Annotated in this window: 15 protein-coding genes and 1 pseudogene; 6 read left to right on the top strand and 10 right to left on the bottom strand. The window is 68.1% G+C overall.

Annotated features, from left to right (window positions below; translation table 11 throughout):
- Positions 1 to 68: 68 nt before the first annotated feature.
- Entirely contained in the window at positions 69 to 815 is a 747-nt protein-coding gene (locus tag ACFXKN_RS15165; protein ID WP_378957367.1) for a hypothetical protein, read from the top strand.
- Positions 816 to 899: 84 nt separating this feature from the next.
- Positions 900 to 2057, top strand: coding sequence for an acyl-CoA dehydrogenase family protein (locus ACFXKN_RS15160; RefSeq protein WP_379433171.1), 1158 nt, complete (start codon positions 900 to 902; stop codon positions 2055 to 2057).
- A gap of 7 nt (positions 2058 to 2064) precedes the next feature.
- Here ACFXKN_RS15160 and ACFXKN_RS15155 read toward each other — a convergent pair whose 3' ends face one another.
- The 5 genes from ACFXKN_RS15155 to ACFXKN_RS15135 all read right to left on the bottom strand — a co-directional run bounded on the left by ACFXKN_RS15155 (position 2065) and on the right by ACFXKN_RS15135 (position 6085).
- Positions 2065 to 3003, bottom strand: coding sequence for a TIGR03564 family F420-dependent LLM class oxidoreductase (locus ACFXKN_RS15155; protein WP_379433170.1), 939 nt, complete (start codon positions 3001 to 3003; stop codon positions 2065 to 2067).
- 145 nt (positions 3004 to 3148) lie between these two features.
- Complete coding sequence (gene hisF, locus ACFXKN_RS15150; protein WP_379433169.1) at positions 3149 to 3949, bottom strand: imidazole glycerol phosphate synthase subunit HisF; 801 nt, start codon at positions 3947 to 3949, stop codon at positions 3149 to 3151.
- A 5-nt stretch (positions 3950 to 3954) separates the two neighbouring features.
- Positions 3955 to 4776 carry an inositol monophosphatase family protein gene (locus tag ACFXKN_RS15145; protein ID WP_379433168.1) on the bottom strand — a complete coding sequence of 274 codons (822 nt, stop codon included), beginning with the start codon at positions 4774 to 4776 and terminating at the stop codon, positions 3955 to 3957.
- Between the two features lie 8 nt (positions 4777 to 4784).
- Positions 4785 to 5516 (bottom strand): bifunctional 1-(5-phosphoribosyl)-5-((5-phosphoribosylamino)methylideneamino)imidazole-4-carboxamide isomerase/phosphoribosylanthranilate isomerase PriA, encoded by a 732-nt coding sequence (gene priA / locus ACFXKN_RS15140; RefSeq protein WP_379433167.1) that lies wholly within the window; start codon positions 5514 to 5516, stop codon positions 4785 to 4787.
- A gap of 83 nt (positions 5517 to 5599) precedes the next feature.
- On the bottom strand, positions 5600 to 6085 hold the full coding sequence (locus ACFXKN_RS15135; RefSeq protein WP_379433166.1) for a carboxymuconolactone decarboxylase family protein: 486 nt from the start codon (positions 6083 to 6085) through the stop codon (positions 5600 to 5602).
- Between the two features lie 169 nt (positions 6086 to 6254).
- Between ACFXKN_RS15135 and ACFXKN_RS15130 the strand changes: the two genes are divergently transcribed.
- Positions 6255 to 7160 carry an RNA polymerase sigma-70 factor gene (locus tag ACFXKN_RS15130; RefSeq protein WP_379433165.1) on the top strand — a complete coding sequence of 302 codons (906 nt, stop codon included), beginning with the start codon at positions 6255 to 6257 and terminating at the stop codon, positions 7158 to 7160.
- A gap of 25 nt (positions 7161 to 7185) precedes the next feature.
- Here ACFXKN_RS15130 and ACFXKN_RS15125 read toward each other — a convergent pair whose 3' ends face one another.
- A complete protein-coding gene (locus ACFXKN_RS15125) occupies positions 7186 to 7788 on the bottom strand; it encodes a maleylpyruvate isomerase family mycothiol-dependent enzyme (RefSeq protein ID WP_379433164.1) in 603 nt (200 codons plus the stop codon).
- Between the two features lie 231 nt (positions 7789 to 8019).
- Between ACFXKN_RS15125 and ACFXKN_RS15120 the strand changes: the two genes are divergently transcribed.
- Genes ACFXKN_RS15120 through ACFXKN_RS15110 form a run of 3 tightly spaced genes read left to right on the top strand, consistent with a single transcriptional unit; the run spans position 8020 to position 11120 of the window.
- A complete protein-coding gene (locus ACFXKN_RS15120; protein WP_379433163.1) occupies positions 8020 to 9261 on the top strand; it encodes a DUF2786 domain-containing protein in 1242 nt (413 codons plus the stop codon).
- Between the two features lie 49 nt (positions 9262 to 9310).
- Positions 9311 to 10093, top strand: coding sequence for a helix-turn-helix domain-containing protein (locus ACFXKN_RS15115; RefSeq protein ID WP_378957414.1), 783 nt, complete (start codon positions 9311 to 9313; stop codon positions 10091 to 10093).
- Between the two features lie 52 nt (positions 10094 to 10145).
- Positions 10146 to 11120, top strand: a complete 975-nt coding sequence (locus ACFXKN_RS15110) for an alpha/beta fold hydrolase (protein WP_378957419.1) — start codon at positions 10146 to 10148, stop codon at positions 11118 to 11120.
- A gap of 39 nt (positions 11121 to 11159) precedes the next feature.
- Here ACFXKN_RS15110 and hisH read toward each other — a convergent pair whose 3' ends face one another.
- The 4 genes and pseudogenes from hisH to ACFXKN_RS15090 form a co-directional block, all read right to left on the bottom strand.
- Positions 11160 to 11789, bottom strand: coding sequence for an imidazole glycerol phosphate synthase subunit HisH (hisH, locus tag ACFXKN_RS15105; protein ID WP_378957425.1), 630 nt, complete (start codon positions 11787 to 11789; stop codon positions 11160 to 11162).
- Positions 11786 to 12400, bottom strand: coding sequence for an imidazoleglycerol-phosphate dehydratase HisB (gene hisB / locus ACFXKN_RS15100; RefSeq protein WP_378957430.1), 615 nt, complete (start codon positions 12398 to 12400; stop codon positions 11786 to 11788). The genes hisH and hisB overlap by 4 nt, the downstream gene beginning before the upstream one ends.
- A gap of 20 nt (positions 12401 to 12420) precedes the next feature.
- Complete coding sequence (locus ACFXKN_RS15095; RefSeq protein WP_379433162.1) at positions 12421 to 13833, bottom strand: zinc ribbon domain-containing protein; 1413 nt, start codon at positions 13831 to 13833, stop codon at positions 12421 to 12423.
- A pseudogene (locus ACFXKN_RS15090) lies at positions 13830 to 14012 on the bottom strand (hypothetical protein); the annotation flags it as partial. The gene ACFXKN_RS15095 and the pseudogene ACFXKN_RS15090, both read right to left, overlap by 4 nt.
- Positions 14013 to 14022 lie beyond the last annotated feature (10 nt).

Here is a 14022-nt window from a genome sequence, read left to right as displayed (position 1 = left end):
TCAACGTTGCGCAGCGCATCCCAGCGTGCGCGGCCTGTCCCAATACACCCCGATCGATGAGGTTCACCATGAAGATGTCAACCACCCTGGCCACGGCGGCCATGACCGCGCTGGCCCTGTGCGTCAGTACCGGGACCGGCAACGCCGATCCGGCACCGCAGACCGAGGTGCGCTACGAGGTGAGCAGGCAGGGTGACTCCGCGGTGCTGTCCACCGACGGCAAACTGCAGGTCGTCGATGGCCAGCTCGTGCTCACCACCGGCGCCGACACCCCGGTCGCCGCACTGCCGCTGACCTACCGCATGGACGACAAGGTGTTCCCGATCGCCGCCACCATCGACGGCGGCACCGCGACCCTGACGCCGTCGCGGGAGGGCGGCGCCCCGGTGGCCGCGGCCACGAACGTGATCACCCAGGACGTCGCGGCGCAGCAGATCGCCGAGTCCTTCACCCCGCGTGATCAAGCCGCGCTCGGCGTGCTCAGCCAGCGCCTCGGCGTGGGTAGCGCCGTGGCCGCCATCGTCGGCGCGGTGGTCGGCGGCGGTATCGGCTGCCTGGTCGGCGGTGCCGCCGGTGCGGCCATCGCCAGCCCGGTGATCGTGCTGCTCGTGCCGTGGGTCGGTGCCACGGTGGCCGGTTGTGTGCTCGGCGCGGCCACGCTCGGTGCGGCAGGAACGATGCTCGGCCTGGTCACCGTCGGTGGTCCGCTGGCGCTCTTCTCCGCCTACCAGTACTTCTCGACCATTCTCGCGCCGTGCCCGGCCGAGCTCGGTGCCTACTGCAAGGACCCCGCGGTTCCCACCCCGCCCAAGTAGTCTCCCCCGCCGTCTCGCCGGTCCGCCCGATCAACTCCTCGGGCGGGCCGGCTCGTGGCCGTTCGCGGCCGGTAAGGAATCCCCATGCGCAGAACAGTTTTCGATGCCGAGCACCACGCCTTCCGGGCGACGATACGCGCGTTCATCGACTCCGAAGTCGTGCCGAGTTTCGGCAAGTGGTACGACGACGGACTGGTGCCGCGCGAATTCTATTACCGGCTGGGCGAACTCGGGGTGCTCGGCATGGAGGTGCCCGTCGAGCACGGCGGCTCCGGCCTCGAGTCGTTCCGGTACCGCGCGGTGCTCGCCGAGGAGATCGCCCGCGCCGCGGTGTCTTTCGGCGGCTCCAGCGCCCACGTGTCCCGCTGCCTGCCACTGATCACCGACCTGGCGACAGCCGAACAGCAGCAGCGCTGGCTGCCCGGATTCGCCACCGGCGAAACGATGTTCGCGCTCGCGGTCGCCGAACCGGGCACCGGAACGGAGCCCGCCGGCATGCGGACCACCGCGCCGATGTCGCTGGACGGCACCGAGTACCTGCTCAACGGTTCGAAGACCTTCGTCACCGGCGGTGTACACGCCGACCGCGTCATCGTGTGCGCGCGCACCGCACCCCCGAACGCCGACGACCCGACCTACGGCCTTTCTCTGCTGGTGGTCGATGCCGCCGCCCCCGGCTACCGGGTCGGTCGCGCACTCGACACCCTCGGTCGAAAGGTCTCCGACACAGCCGAACTCACCTTCACCGATGTGCGGGTGCCGGTGGCCGATCGACTCGGCGACGCCCACCGCGCCCAGTCCCATCTCGCCGCGCAGCTGCCGCGCGAACGTCTGACCATCGCCATCGGCGCCCACGCGCACGCCAAGGCCGCGGTCCGTTTCGCGTACCGCTTCACCACCGAGCGCACCGCGTTCGCGCACCCGGCGGCGAGCTTCCAGAACACCACATTCGAGCTGGCCGCCTGCCGCGCCGAGGTCGATGCCGTCGAGGCGGTCGTCGACCGTGCGCTGGCCGCCAACGACCGCGGCGACCTGACCCCCGCCGACGCCGCCTCGGCCAAACTGTTCTGCACCGAGTCGGCGGGCCGGGTGATCGACCGCTGCCTCCAATTACACGGCGGCATCGGCTATCTCGCCGACTCCCCGATCGCCCGCCTCTACGCCGACCACCGGGTCGACCGCATCATGGGCGGCACCAGCGATGTCCTTCGCACTGTCATCGCGGCCGAGATGGGACTGTGACGGCGGGTCAGCGGGCGCGGTTCAGCTCACCGAGCAGCCGCCAGGTGCGCTGCTGGTCTTCGGGGGTGGTCAGATCGGCCTGGGAGAACACCACATCGGTGGCGCCCGCGGCGAAATAGTCGGCCACTCGCGCGGCCACTGTCTCCTCGTCGCCGATCACCACCAGTTCGGCTGCCCGCTGGGCACCCGAGAGCTCCACCACTCGCTGATACGACGGAATCGTGTCGTAGAAGGCGGTTTTCGCCGCTGCGATGCTCCGCGCCCCGGCGACGTCGGCAGTCACGACGCCGGGGACCATCACGACGACGCGGGGACGCGGCCTGCCCGCAGCCGCCGCGGCGGCGGTCAATGGCGCGACGATGTGCTCGGCCAGCGCCTCGGGGCCGACCAGGAAGGGCAACGTGCCGTCGGCCAGTTCACCGGTGGCCCGCAACGCCTGCGGCCCCATCGCCGCGACCAGCACCGGCACCGTCGGGTCGGCACCCGCGACAGCCGCGGGCATCGGACTGGCTGCGGTCACTGTCTCCCCGCGGAAGTCGACCTCACCGGTATCGAGAATCGACCGCAGCGCCGTGAGGAATTCACGCAACCGGACGGCAGGACGGTCGAACGGCCCGCCGAACGCGCGTTCGGACAGCGACCGAGCGCCGAGCCCCACCCCGAGCACGAACCGTCCGCCGCTCGCCGCCTGCGCGGTCTGCGCCTGACTCGCCACCAGCAACGGATGCCTGCCCGGCACCGGGACGACCGAAGTACCCACTTCGATCCCCGGTACTGCCCGACCGATCAACGCCGCCAACACGATCGAGTCAGTGCTGAAGGTCTGCCCCAACCAGACCGAGCTCAGCCCGACATCGGCGGCCACCTGGCCCAGGTCGACGGCCGCGTCCACGGCGTTGGCGGATTGATCGAGGGCGAACGGGGACAACGCGATTCCGATGCTCATCCCGCTGTCAACACCGGCGACACCGGAATTCATCGCGATCGACGCACGGTGATTCCATCGTCCGCGTACCGGCGGATCGTGGTGCGCGGACACCGAAGAGTTCGGCGTCAGGCGAATTCGGCCGAAGCCGCGGCCTGAGAGTGGGTCAGCGGACGGTGATGCCGTCCGCGCGCATCGCGTCCTTCACCTGTCCGATGGTGAGATCGCCGAAGTGGAACACGCTCGCGGCCAGTACCGCGTCGGCACCGGCGTGGACGGCGGGCGGGAAGTGTTCGACCGCGCCCGCGCCGCCGCTGGCGATCACCGGTACGCGCACTGCGGCGCGCACCGCGGTGATCATCGGCAGATCGAATCCGGCCTTGGTGCCGTCGGCGTCCATCGAGTTCAACAGGATCTCGCCCACGCCGAGTTCGGCGCCGCGGATGGCCCATTCGACGGCGTCGATGCCGGTGCCGCGCTTGCCGCCGTGGGTGGTGACCTCCCAGCCGGACGGGGTGTCGGGCTCACCGTCGGGCACGGTGCGCGCGTCGACCGAGAGCACGATGCACTGGGCACCGAAGCGCTGCGACATCTCGAACAGCACTTCGGGGCGGGCGATGGCGGCGGTGTTCACCGACACCTTGTCCGCGCCCGCGCGCAGCAGCCGGTCGACGTCGTCGACCGTGCGCACGCCGCCGCCGACCGTGAGCGGGATGAAGATCTGTTCGGCGGTCCGGGTCACCACGTCGAGCATGGTGCCGCGGTCGCCGGTGGAGGCGGTCACGTCGAGGAAGGTCAGCTCGTCGGCGCCCTGGGCGTCGTAGGTCGCGGCCAGTTCCACCGGGTCGCCCGCGTCGCGCAGGTTCTGGAAGTTGACGCCCTTGACCACCCGACCGGCATCGACGTCAAGGCACGGGATCACGCGGACCGCCAGGGTGCTCGGTCGTTCGTCGGTGCGCGGTGTCATGGGGTTCACCCTCGTTCTTCTTCGCTGACGGTGCAAATCATTTCCAGCAGCTCCTCGTGCACGCCCGGCGCGGCGGCCAGCACCGAGCCGGAGGTGATCGTCCACGGCGCGCCCGCGAGGTCGGTGACCACGCCACCCGCGGCGCGCACCAGCGCGACCCCGGCCGCGTTGTCCCACGGATGATGCCCGAAGACCACCGCGCCGCCGAGCACCCCGGACGCGGTGAACGCCAGGTCGATGCCGGTGGCGCCGTGCATCCGCACCCGCGAGGACAACCGGCTCAAGGCACCGAGCAGGTCGAATCGGAACTGACCGGGGATGCGGCCTGCCGAGTCGAGGTTGAAGGCGCCGAACCCGATCATGGAGTTGGCGAGCTTGCCCGGTTCCAGCGGTGGCAACGCCACACCGTCGAGGTACACCGGCCCACCGGATACCGCGGTGTAGCGGCTACCGAGCGTGGGCAGCCAGGTCAGGCCGATCACCGGTTCGCCTTCGTGCACCAGCGCCAGCAGGGTGCCCGACATGGGATGGCCGGAGGAGTAGTTGAAGGTGCCGTCGATCGGATCGAGCACCCAGGCCGTGCCCGAGGTGAGCGCGGGCCCACCGAATTCCTCACCGTGCACCGCGATGCCGGTGCGCTGCTGGAGCTCGGCGGAGATGGTGCGTTCCAGCTCGAGATCGAGCTCGGTGGCGAAGTCGTTGCGGCCCTTGGTCACCGCGCTCGGCGCGCCGAGGCCTTCGACGAAACGCCCGACCACGCCGTCCAGGGTCTGGGTGGCGACGGTCAGCAGGTCGGTCAGTTCGGCGGTGCTCGGCGTGGCGGTCATCGGCGGTGTCAGCGCACCGCGGCCAGGGCTTCGGGCAGCGTGAACCGGCCCGCGTACAACGCCTTGCCGATGATCGCGCCCTCCACACCGTCTTCGGCCAGGCCCGCGATGGCGACGAGGTCGTCGAGCACCGAGATACCGCCGGAGGCGACCACCGGTGCCTCGGCGGCGTTGGCGACCTCGCTCAGCAGCTCGAGGTTGGGGCCGGTCAGCGTGCCGTCCTTGGAGACGTCGGTGACGACATAGCGTGCGCACCCGTCGCGCTCGAGGCGTTCGAGCACCTCCCACAGGTCGCCGCCGTCGGTCACCCAGCCCCGGCCGCGCAGCCGCCACTGCCCGTCGATCTGCTTGACGTCGAGCCCGACCGCGATCCGGTCGCCGTACTCGCCGAGCACCCGGGCACACCACTGCGGGTTCTCGATCGCCGCGGTGCCGATGTTGACCCGCGCGCACCCGGTGGCCAGCGCCGCTTTGAGCGAATCGTCGTCACGGATACCGCCGGACAGTTCGACCTTGACGTCGAGCTCGCCGACGACCCGGGCGATCAGTTCCCGGTTGCTCCCCTTGCCGAAGGCCGCGTCCAGATCGACCAGATGCACCCACTCGGCCCCCGCTTGCTGCCACGCCAACGCCGCGTCCCGAGGCGACCCATAGCTCGTTTCGCTACCGGCCTCCCCTTGCACAAGGCGCACGGCCTCACCATTGGCGACATCGACAGCGGGCAACAGCACAAGACTCACGCATTCAGACTAGTAGGTCTGTGTCCGCGTTCCCGCAACGGTCCGCGGCGGTGAGGCCCGCGTCACGCGAACCCGCCGTGGGGTCAGTTGGCCACGGCCTCGAACATGCCGGGCTCGTAGGCACCGCCCTGCTGACGCAGGATGACGCCGAGTCGGTTGGCCGCGTTGATCTGGGCCACCACGGCAACCAGGGCAGCGAGCTGCTCGTCGTCGTAGTGCTCGCGCGCCTGGGCCCAGGTCGCGTCGGACACGCCATGAGCGGCATCGGCGACGCGGGTACCTTCCTCGGCCAGTGCGAGCGCCGCGCGTTCCGCGTCGGTGAACACGGTCGACTCACGCCACGCGGCAACAAGATTGATCCGTGTCGCGGACTCTCCGGCGTGGGCGAGGTCCTTGCTGTGCGCGTCGGTGCAGTAGGCGCAGCCATTGATCTGACTGACGCGCAACATCACCAGGTCCTGGGTGGCTTTCGGCAGGGACGACTGCATCAGCGCCAGGCTGGCGTTGCCGAACCGCTTGCCGAACTTGGCGCCGACCTCGGTATCGAACAGGTTGAATCGGGGTTCCATGACGTGTTCCTCACTGGTAGTTGCTGAATCGAACGACCATGAGACGAACGCGACCGGATATCCGTAACACCCTCGTCGACGTGATCCACGCCACTGCGCACCGGTGTTACGCAACGGCGCCGACCGGCGTCTGGTGTGCGACACATCCGAGCGGAAACAGGAGCTACCCATGGCGGCGCAGACCACGCCCGACGGCAAGGCACAAGCAACCGAGATGTTCGTCGCCCATCGCAATCTGCTGTTCACCGTCGCCTACGAGATGCTCGGCTCGGCCGCCGACGCCGAGGACGTCCTGCAGGAAACATGGCTGCGATGGGTACGCGTCGACCTCGACACGGTTCTGGACCAGCGCGCCTACCTGGTCAGAATCACGACCCGTCAGTCGCTGGACCGGCTGCGCACGCTCGGTCGGCGCAGGGAATCCTATGTCGGCCCCTGGCTACCCGAACCGCTGCTGACCACCCCGGACGTGGCCGAGGACGTCGAACTGGCCGAGAGCGTCTCGATGGCGATGCTGCTGGTCTTGGAAACACTCACCCCGATCGAGCGAGCGGTGTTCGTACTCCGCGAAGTATTCGACCTGGACTACGACGAAATCGCCGACGCCGTCGACAAAACCCCAGCCGCTGTCCGCCAACTGGCCTACCGAGCTCGTGCCCACGTCGCAGCCCGCCGACCACGCGGAATCGTGTCCCCGAACGAGTCCCGCGACGCGCTCGCCGCCTTCCAGCGGGCGATCGAAACCGGCGACCTACAGCATTTGCTCGACCTACTGGCCCCTGATGTCGTCTTCCTCGGCGACGGCGGCGGAATCAAGCAGGCCGCCCTGTCCCCCATCATCGGAGCCGACCTGGTCGCCGCGTTGCTGACAGCCGGGCTGCCCAGAATCGGCGCCGAGATGACCGTCGAACCGGCCCAGCTCAACGGCCACCCGGCACTGATTCTGCGCCTCGACGGCACGATCGACACCGTAGTCGCGGTACGCATCGACGACGGACTCATCACCGGGCTCTACTCCGTGCGCAATCCCGACAAGCTGTCGCGAACGGAGACGGAGACCGCGCTACGGCGCTGAGCCCGATCGACGTTCCCTCCCGATGTCAGGACATGCGGCGGCGGAGTTCGGGGAGCCCGCCACCGGTGAGGTCGTCGAGCGCGACGGTGCGGCCGACCACGGCCAGGGCGATGGCCTCGCCCGGGCCGCGAACTTCCGGGCCGTCGCCCGAGGACCAGTCGATATCGGTGGCGACGAAACGCAGGCCCTTGGTGAATCTGCCGGGTAAGGCGAACGGGTCGGGGTAGTCGAGGACCGCGGTGAGACGGTCGGCGGGGATCGTCCGCGGGCGGGCGAGCGGGCGTCGGATGTCCTGGTGGTGGACTACGAGGTCGGAGAGCATGAGCCGGGGCGAGTACTTCGAAAGACGACCCGACTCCTTGTCGAGTTTGTCCACCAGCTGCCCGGTCGTCAGCCCCGAGAATGACTGCGCGAGTGCGTTATTGGTGCGCTCCACCGAGCCGCGACTCTTCACCACGACCGCCGCATAGCTCAGTGGACTCAGCGTGTCCTGCAGCAGGTGCCCCACCACATCGCGAACCCGCCACCCCGCGCACAGCGACGGCGTCTCCCATTCCTGCTCACTCAAACCCCGCAGCAGTTCGACAAGTTCGGCCCGTTCGTCGAGCAACATCCCCCGATAACTCATACCACCACCCTAGTCGCACCGACCGCCGTCCGAAATCATTCCACGGTCGGATTCTCGTGGGCGAGCATCGATTACATAATCCGCTATCCACCCGGCTCGGCTGACCTGCTCCGACCCTTCGAAGTCGAACGAACGACCGTGCCGCCCCGCTGCGACAATGGACGCCGCGAACTTCTCGCCGCTGCCCACCCCATCGCAGGGCAGCGCCTCCACGAACAGGATCGGCACACCTTGGCCAAGCAGAATCGTCGGCGTCGCACCGGTCGCAAGCCGGCGGCCGCTCCCGGACTTCCGGTCGATGCCGCGTTGTCGGGTGACCCGTCGCAGGTCGCCGATGCGATCGCGACCGTCGCCTTCCTCGCCGCACAGGGCGACAAGAACGCGATCGAGCGGTTCGCCGAACAGGTAGCGGCAGCGGAGCCGGGTACGGGGGTTGCGCTCGCCGCTGCGCGAATCATCGCCCGCGCCTTCGAGTTCGGCTGGTTGCCGAGCGACATACACGAGGCCGCGCGCAGGCGGTTGGACGAATTCGCGATCGGGTATCTGACGGACCTGATCGCCGGCCACCGCGCCGACTTCGCACCCGAATCCGTCGACGAGATCTGGCAGACGCAACTGAACGAACTGGGCGCCACGGTGTGGTGGACCTCCGATCGGCCGCACCTCGAGCAGTGGGCCGACCGCGCGCTACTCACCGACGAAGAGGCCCTCACCGCGGCCCTCACCGCGCTCGCCCTGCTCATCCAACTCCCGAAACTCGAGCAGATCGTGCCGCTTCCAGGCACCCGCGGACAGACCGCCACCCACCACCACGTCGACGAGAAGACCCTCGGCCGAGTCCGCGGCCTCCTCGCCAAGGCTGAGTCGACGTCCTTCGCCGAGGAAGCCGAGACCCTGTCCGCCAAGGCGCAGGAACTCATGACCAAGTACGCGATCGACCGCGCCCTGATCGATGCCGAGCGCACCGACCGCGATCTCCCCGCCGCCCGCCGAATCTGGCTCGAAACCCCCTACACCGACGCCAAAGCCCTGCTCATCGACATGGTCACCCGAGCCAACCGCGCCCGCGCGATCTTCGTCGCCGACTGGGGTTTCGTCACGATCGTCGGCGACGACCCCGACCTCGACGCCGTGGAAATCCTGTCCACCTCACTCCTGGTCCAAGCCACCCGCACCATGATCGACAACGCCACCACCGAGGAATCCCGCTCCCGCCATTACCGCAAGGCCTTCCTCACCGCCTACGCCTCGAGGATCGGCGAACGCCTCGCCGAGGCCGCCGAAGCGACGATCGCCGACTCCCCCGACCGCGCCCACCTACTCCCGGTCCTGGCCAGCCACCAGCAACGAGTAGACAAAGCCTTCGACACCTACTTCGCCACCGTCCGCACCCGAGGTATCACCATCCGCTCCGCCGAAGGCTGGACCGCGGGCACCGAAGCCGCCGACCGAGCCGACGTCGACAACCCCTGACCCGATCGTCCCGTTGCCAGGCCGACAACAACACTCGTACGCTCAGCAGATGCGGCCGATCATGTCCGAACGGGAGCTGGATGTCGGCTGGGACCTGGCGCGGTCGACCGGATCGGCCATGGCGGGCGTCGTGCTGGCGGGGTTTCGCGATCGCGCCGCGACGGGGTGCGATATGCGAATCTTCGCTCGGCCTGAGGTCACTGTGGTGATCCAATTCGGGGATAGCCGGTTGACTGTGGAGGGTTCCACGTTCGATGGCCTGGTCGCCGGCCTCACCCCGGGAATTCGCCATGTTCAGGCCGCGCGGGTCGAATGTGTCGAATTGCGGATGTCGCCCATCGCCGCGTTCGGCCTGCTCGGTGTCGCACCGGCCGACCTGAACGGCACGATGATCGGGCTGGACGATATCTGGGGTTCGGCGGCACCATTGCTGCGCGAGCAGCTGTCCGAAACAGCAACGTGGGCGGACAGATTCGCGGTGACAGCGAAATTTCTCACCGCACGGGAAACGCCGAAGAGGACGGCAGATCCCGAGGTCGCCGCGTGCTGGGAGCGAATCGTCGCGGACAAAGGCGCCGTGCGGGTGTGGGAGCTGGCCGACCTCACCGGGTGGAGTCGTCAGCGCCTGTGGTCGAAGTTCACCGCTCAGGTCGGCGTGACACCCAAACGAGCAGCGATGGTGGTCCGATTCCGATGCGCGTTCGACCTGCTGACGGCAGGCCGCTCCGCCGCCGAAGTCGCTGTGACATGCGGCTATTCGGACCAATCGCACCTCCACCGCGATATGTCGGCCTTCGCCGGAATCACGCCGGGCGCACTCACGGCGCCCTGACGCCGAACATTCGTCCAAGACTGCGACGGCACCCACACCCGACAGTGGTTGCATGAGCAATTCCCAGGGACTCGAGCTGCGGATCCGCGCGGCCGAACAACGCGTGGCCGACACCTACGGGCTGACGATCACCGAACACACACTCACATTGAGCGCTCCTTCGGTGCAGGTGCGCGTTCTGACAGCAGGCGAGGGTGAGCCGCTGGTCCACATCAACGGCATCTCCGCGCCTGCCATGGGCATGGCACCGCTGATCGCCGGGTTGCCCGGCTTCCGCCATATCCTGATCGACCTGCCCGGCCACAGCCTCGCGCCGCCGTATAGGTGGCAGGAGCGGACCGTCCGCGAGCTGGCGGTCGGCGTACTTACCGGAACTCTCGACGCACTCGAATTCGACCGGGCCGCGTTTGCCTGCAGCTCCCTCGGCGGCTTGCTCACGCTCTGGGCGATGCTCGACGCACCCGACCGAGTGTCGCGAGCAGCGCTTGTCGGCACCCCCGCCACAGCCCTACCGGGATCGCGAGGCATCGCCGAGATGGAATCCTTGACGTCCCCGATCCGGGGAAGGCTCGACCAGAGCCTCATGCAACTACCGTCGCCTCGGTTCGTCGCGCGTTTCGCCCTCACGGAGGCACTCGGAGTGAATGCGACGCGCGCGATGTCGGACGACCTTCTCGACCTGCACCGCCTGCCACTGCGCCTACCAGGACAAGCCGCGTCCTACCGGGCCCTCCTGTGCCGACTGATGCAGGGCCGCACTCCACGCCCGGAGAACGTCCTGACCGACGACGAGCTCGCACGGATCAGCACCCCGACCCTGTTCGTCTGGGGTGAGCACGACGTATTCAGCTCACCCGACCAGGCACGACCGTCCGTAACGAAGATCCCCGGCGCGCATCTCGCCGTCGTACCCGGCGGCCACAACCCGTGGTTCGACGACGCACCTCGCTGCGCGGCCCTGGTCCGCGACTTCCTGGCCGCCGAACCGGTCCGCTCCACGACGGAGGAGCGGAACCACCGGACGTAGTCACGGCCTCGACACCGAAGAACCCGCGCACCGCCTGAACTACAGCGATCCGATCCAGTTGCGCAGCAACTGCGCACCCGCGTCCCCGGACTTCTCCGGGTGGAACTGAGTCGCCGACAACGGCCCGTTCTCGACGGCGGCCAGGAACGGCACACCGTGCTCGGCCCAGGTGAGCTTCGGGGGTGCGATGTGCTCGTTCGCGGGCAGCTCCCACTGCTGGGCCGCGTAGGAGTGGACGAAGTAGAAGCGGGTGTCGGCGTCCATGCCGGCGAACAGGGTGCTGTCGGCAGGCGCCTTGACCGTGTTCCAGCCCATGTGCGGCAGGACGGGCGCGTCCAGGCCTGCGACCGTGCCGGGCCATTCTCCGCAGCCTTCGGTCTCGATACCGAACTCGACGCCGCGGTCGAACATGATCTGCATGCCGACGCAGATGCCGAGCACGGGACGACCACCTGCGAGGCGCTGCCCGATGATGCGTTCACCGCGCACCTCGCGCAGGCCCGCCATGCATGCGGCGAACGCGCCGACACCGGGGACGACAAGTCCGTCAGCGGCCAGCGCGGCCTCGGGATCGGCGGTGACCTCCACCTGCGCACCGGCACGCACCAGCGCGCGCTCGGCGGAGTGCAGGTTGCCGGAACCGTAGTCGAGCAGAACGACGGATTTCACAGCACACCCTTCGTGGACGGCACACCACTGACCCGGGGGTCGATTTCGACGGCGGCGCGCAAAGCCCGTGCGACAGCCTTGAATTCGGCCTCGGTGATGTGGTGCTGGTCGCGGCCGTAGAGCACCCGCACGTGCAGGGCGATGCGGGCGTTCTGCGCGATCGACTCGAAGACGTGCTTGTTGAGCACGGTCGAGTACGAGGCGCCGGGGCCCGCGCTGGGAATGATGGTGTGCATCAGGTGTTCCGGCTCGCCGGTGAACACGCAGTACGGCCGGCCGGACACGTCGACGGCGGCGTGCGCGAGGGTTTCGTCCATCGGGATGAACGCGTCGCCGAAGCGGCGGATGCCCTTCTTGTCGCCCAGCGCCTGCCCGAGTGCCTGGCCCAGCACGATGGCGGTGTCCTCGACCGTGTGGTGCGCTTCGATCTCGATATCGCCCTCGGCCCGCACGACCAGGTCGAATCCGGCGTGCGCGCCGAGTGCGGTCAGCATGTGGTCGTAGAACGGCACCCCGGTGGAGATCTCGGTCTGCCCGGTGCCGTCGAGGTTCAGCTCCACCAGAATCGAGGACTCTTTGGTGACGCGTTCCACCCGCGCTGTTCTGCTCATGATGTGTTCCTGCTTCCTACTCAGCGCTCAGAGTCGAGCATTCGGATATTTCGCTCTCCGCACGCACACAGTGACGTGCTGGAGCCCTGGACCGGCAGTCTGGTCCGATGGCGATCGGTCCGATCCTGGAGGATCTGCTTCACCAGCGTGTGCTTGGTGTGCAGGGAGATGTCGGGATCGCCGTCTCGCTCCTGGATGTTGATCGCTGCGGCGTGGTCTGCTTGCCATACCGCCCTGCACTCGGTGCAGTGAAGCCGGTCCCCTTTGCGAACACCAAGGATATTCGTGAAGGGAACGACCTGAGAGGTATAGGCAGCGTTGACCAGCCGCACCGCAGAACCTCTGCGGTCCGACACGGCCTGAAGTGCTTCCGCGGTGACACCCTTGGTCCACGCGGCAAGCCTTCGGTTCGTGTTCTTCCCCAGCTTCTTGCGGCCGGCGAAAGTCTTGGTGAGGTCTTCGGCCACGATCACCGCTGCTTTGTCGGCGACTTTGTGGACGGCTTGGAAGGTGATGTCGCGGACCCGGCACTGCCAGGCGTTCGAACGCCGCTCACGCTTGCGGGTACCGAGGTTGTTACCACGGATACGCTGGGCCTTCGCCAGGTCGCCGCGTTGCTCGGCCTTCTCCGCGACGCTGCGGAGCTTGGCGCGCCGGGCGTTGTTGGTTTTGCGATGGTCGGACTCGGCTGTCAGCAGATCACCCAACTCGGGTCCGTGATGCTCGCCGTCGGAGTCGGTGAGGACTTCGGTGTATCCCTTGTCGACGCCGACCGTGCGGTCGCCGACCGGCCGATTCGAAGACTTCATCGCCTCGGCGTCGACCTGGTAATGCACTTCGACCCGGTTGCTGCGCAGGATCAGCCGCAGCGTGCCGGTGGGCGCTACGGTGGTGTTCAGCGGGATACGCACGAGCTCTCGGCGTTCCAAACCTGGCACGGCCAGCCAGAGGTTGCCGCCCTCAGCGAGGGTGAACGTTTTGTAGTGATCGGCGCGGACCACGATCTGATTCGTCGTCCTGTTCCGGCCGCGCCGCCAGTGCCGACGCATGAGCCTGGACAGGTACGGGTCTCTGACCCAGGTGTCGCGCTTCAGGGCGGTGTACAGGCGCTTGCGCTCGGTCTCGTTGTCGGTGCGCCGGTTGATCGCCCGGCGTACGTTGACTTTTGCAGCCTCGCGGTTCGCGGTGATATCGGCGACCGCGTCGCGCACTGTCTCTTTCCAGGCGTTGGCCAGCACGTCGAAGGATTGCGCGGTGCCGTCGACGATCCACACATCGCGAATCTGCCGATCCGACCACGCCAGACCCTGGATCGAACCGAACTGCCGCCACACCAGCGACCGCACCACACCAAGACGCCGGGCCTGCTCTTGAAGCTGCCCATACTTTCCGTCGTTGAGGTGGCTGCTGTACGCGATTCGGGTGACCTTCACGCGCCGCCGCCGGTCAGCTCGATCTTCAACGCCTCCTCGTAGCGGCGCAGACCGGATAGACGACAGGAAAAGGTGTGCACGATCGCGAGAAGGTCCTCGACCATCTCTGCCTGCGGCGACAACGATTCCTGGTTCGCCACTACGGTGGTGCAGCCGTTCTTCTCGGTTACGTGGGCCAGGTAGAGCCAC

This window comes from Nocardia sp. NPDC059195, from assembly GCF_042754695.1.
GTDB lineage: Bacteria > Actinomycetota > Actinomycetes > Mycobacteriales > Mycobacteriaceae > Nocardia.
The sequence above is the reverse complement of the archived record's forward strand: the minus strand, read 5'-3'. Positions and strand labels throughout refer to the sequence as shown.

Coding starts and splice junctions, on each gene's coding strand:
- ACFXKN_RS15160 (WP_379433171.1), top strand. CDS start 900: ATGCGCAGAACAGTTTTCGATGCCGAGCACCACGCCTTCCGGGCGACG.
- ACFXKN_RS15145 (WP_379433168.1), bottom strand. CDS start 4,776: ATGACCGCCACGCCGAGCACCGCCGAACTGACCGACCTGCTGACCGTC.
- ACFXKN_RS15110 (WP_378957419.1), top strand. CDS start 10,146: ATGAGCAATTCCCAGGGACTCGAGCTGCGGATCCGCGCGGCCGAACAA.
- ACFXKN_RS15115 (WP_378957414.1), top strand. CDS start 9,311: ATGCGGCCGATCATGTCCGAACGGGAGCTGGATGTCGGCTGGGACCTG.
- hisB (WP_378957430.1), bottom strand. CDS start 12,400: ATGAGCAGAACAGCGCGGGTGGAACGCGTCACCAAAGAGTCCTCGATT.
- ACFXKN_RS15130 (WP_379433165.1), top strand. CDS start 6,255: ATGGCGGCGCAGACCACGCCCGACGGCAAGGCACAAGCAACCGAGATG.
- ACFXKN_RS15125 (WP_379433164.1), bottom strand. CDS start 7,788: ATGAGTTATCGGGGGATGTTGCTCGACGAACGGGCCGAACTTGTCGAA.
- hisF (WP_379433169.1), bottom strand. CDS start 3,949: ATGACACCGCGCACCGACGAACGACCGAGCACCCTGGCGGTCCGCGTG.
- ACFXKN_RS15155 (WP_379433170.1), bottom strand. CDS start 3,003: ATGAGCATCGGAATCGCGTTGTCCCCGTTCGCCCTCGATCAATCCGCC.
- ACFXKN_RS15135 (WP_379433166.1), bottom strand. CDS start 6,085: ATGGAACCCCGATTCAACCTGTTCGATACCGAGGTCGGCGCCAAGTTC.
- ACFXKN_RS15165 (WP_378957367.1), top strand. CDS start 69: ATGAAGATGTCAACCACCCTGGCCACGGCGGCCATGACCGCGCTGGCC.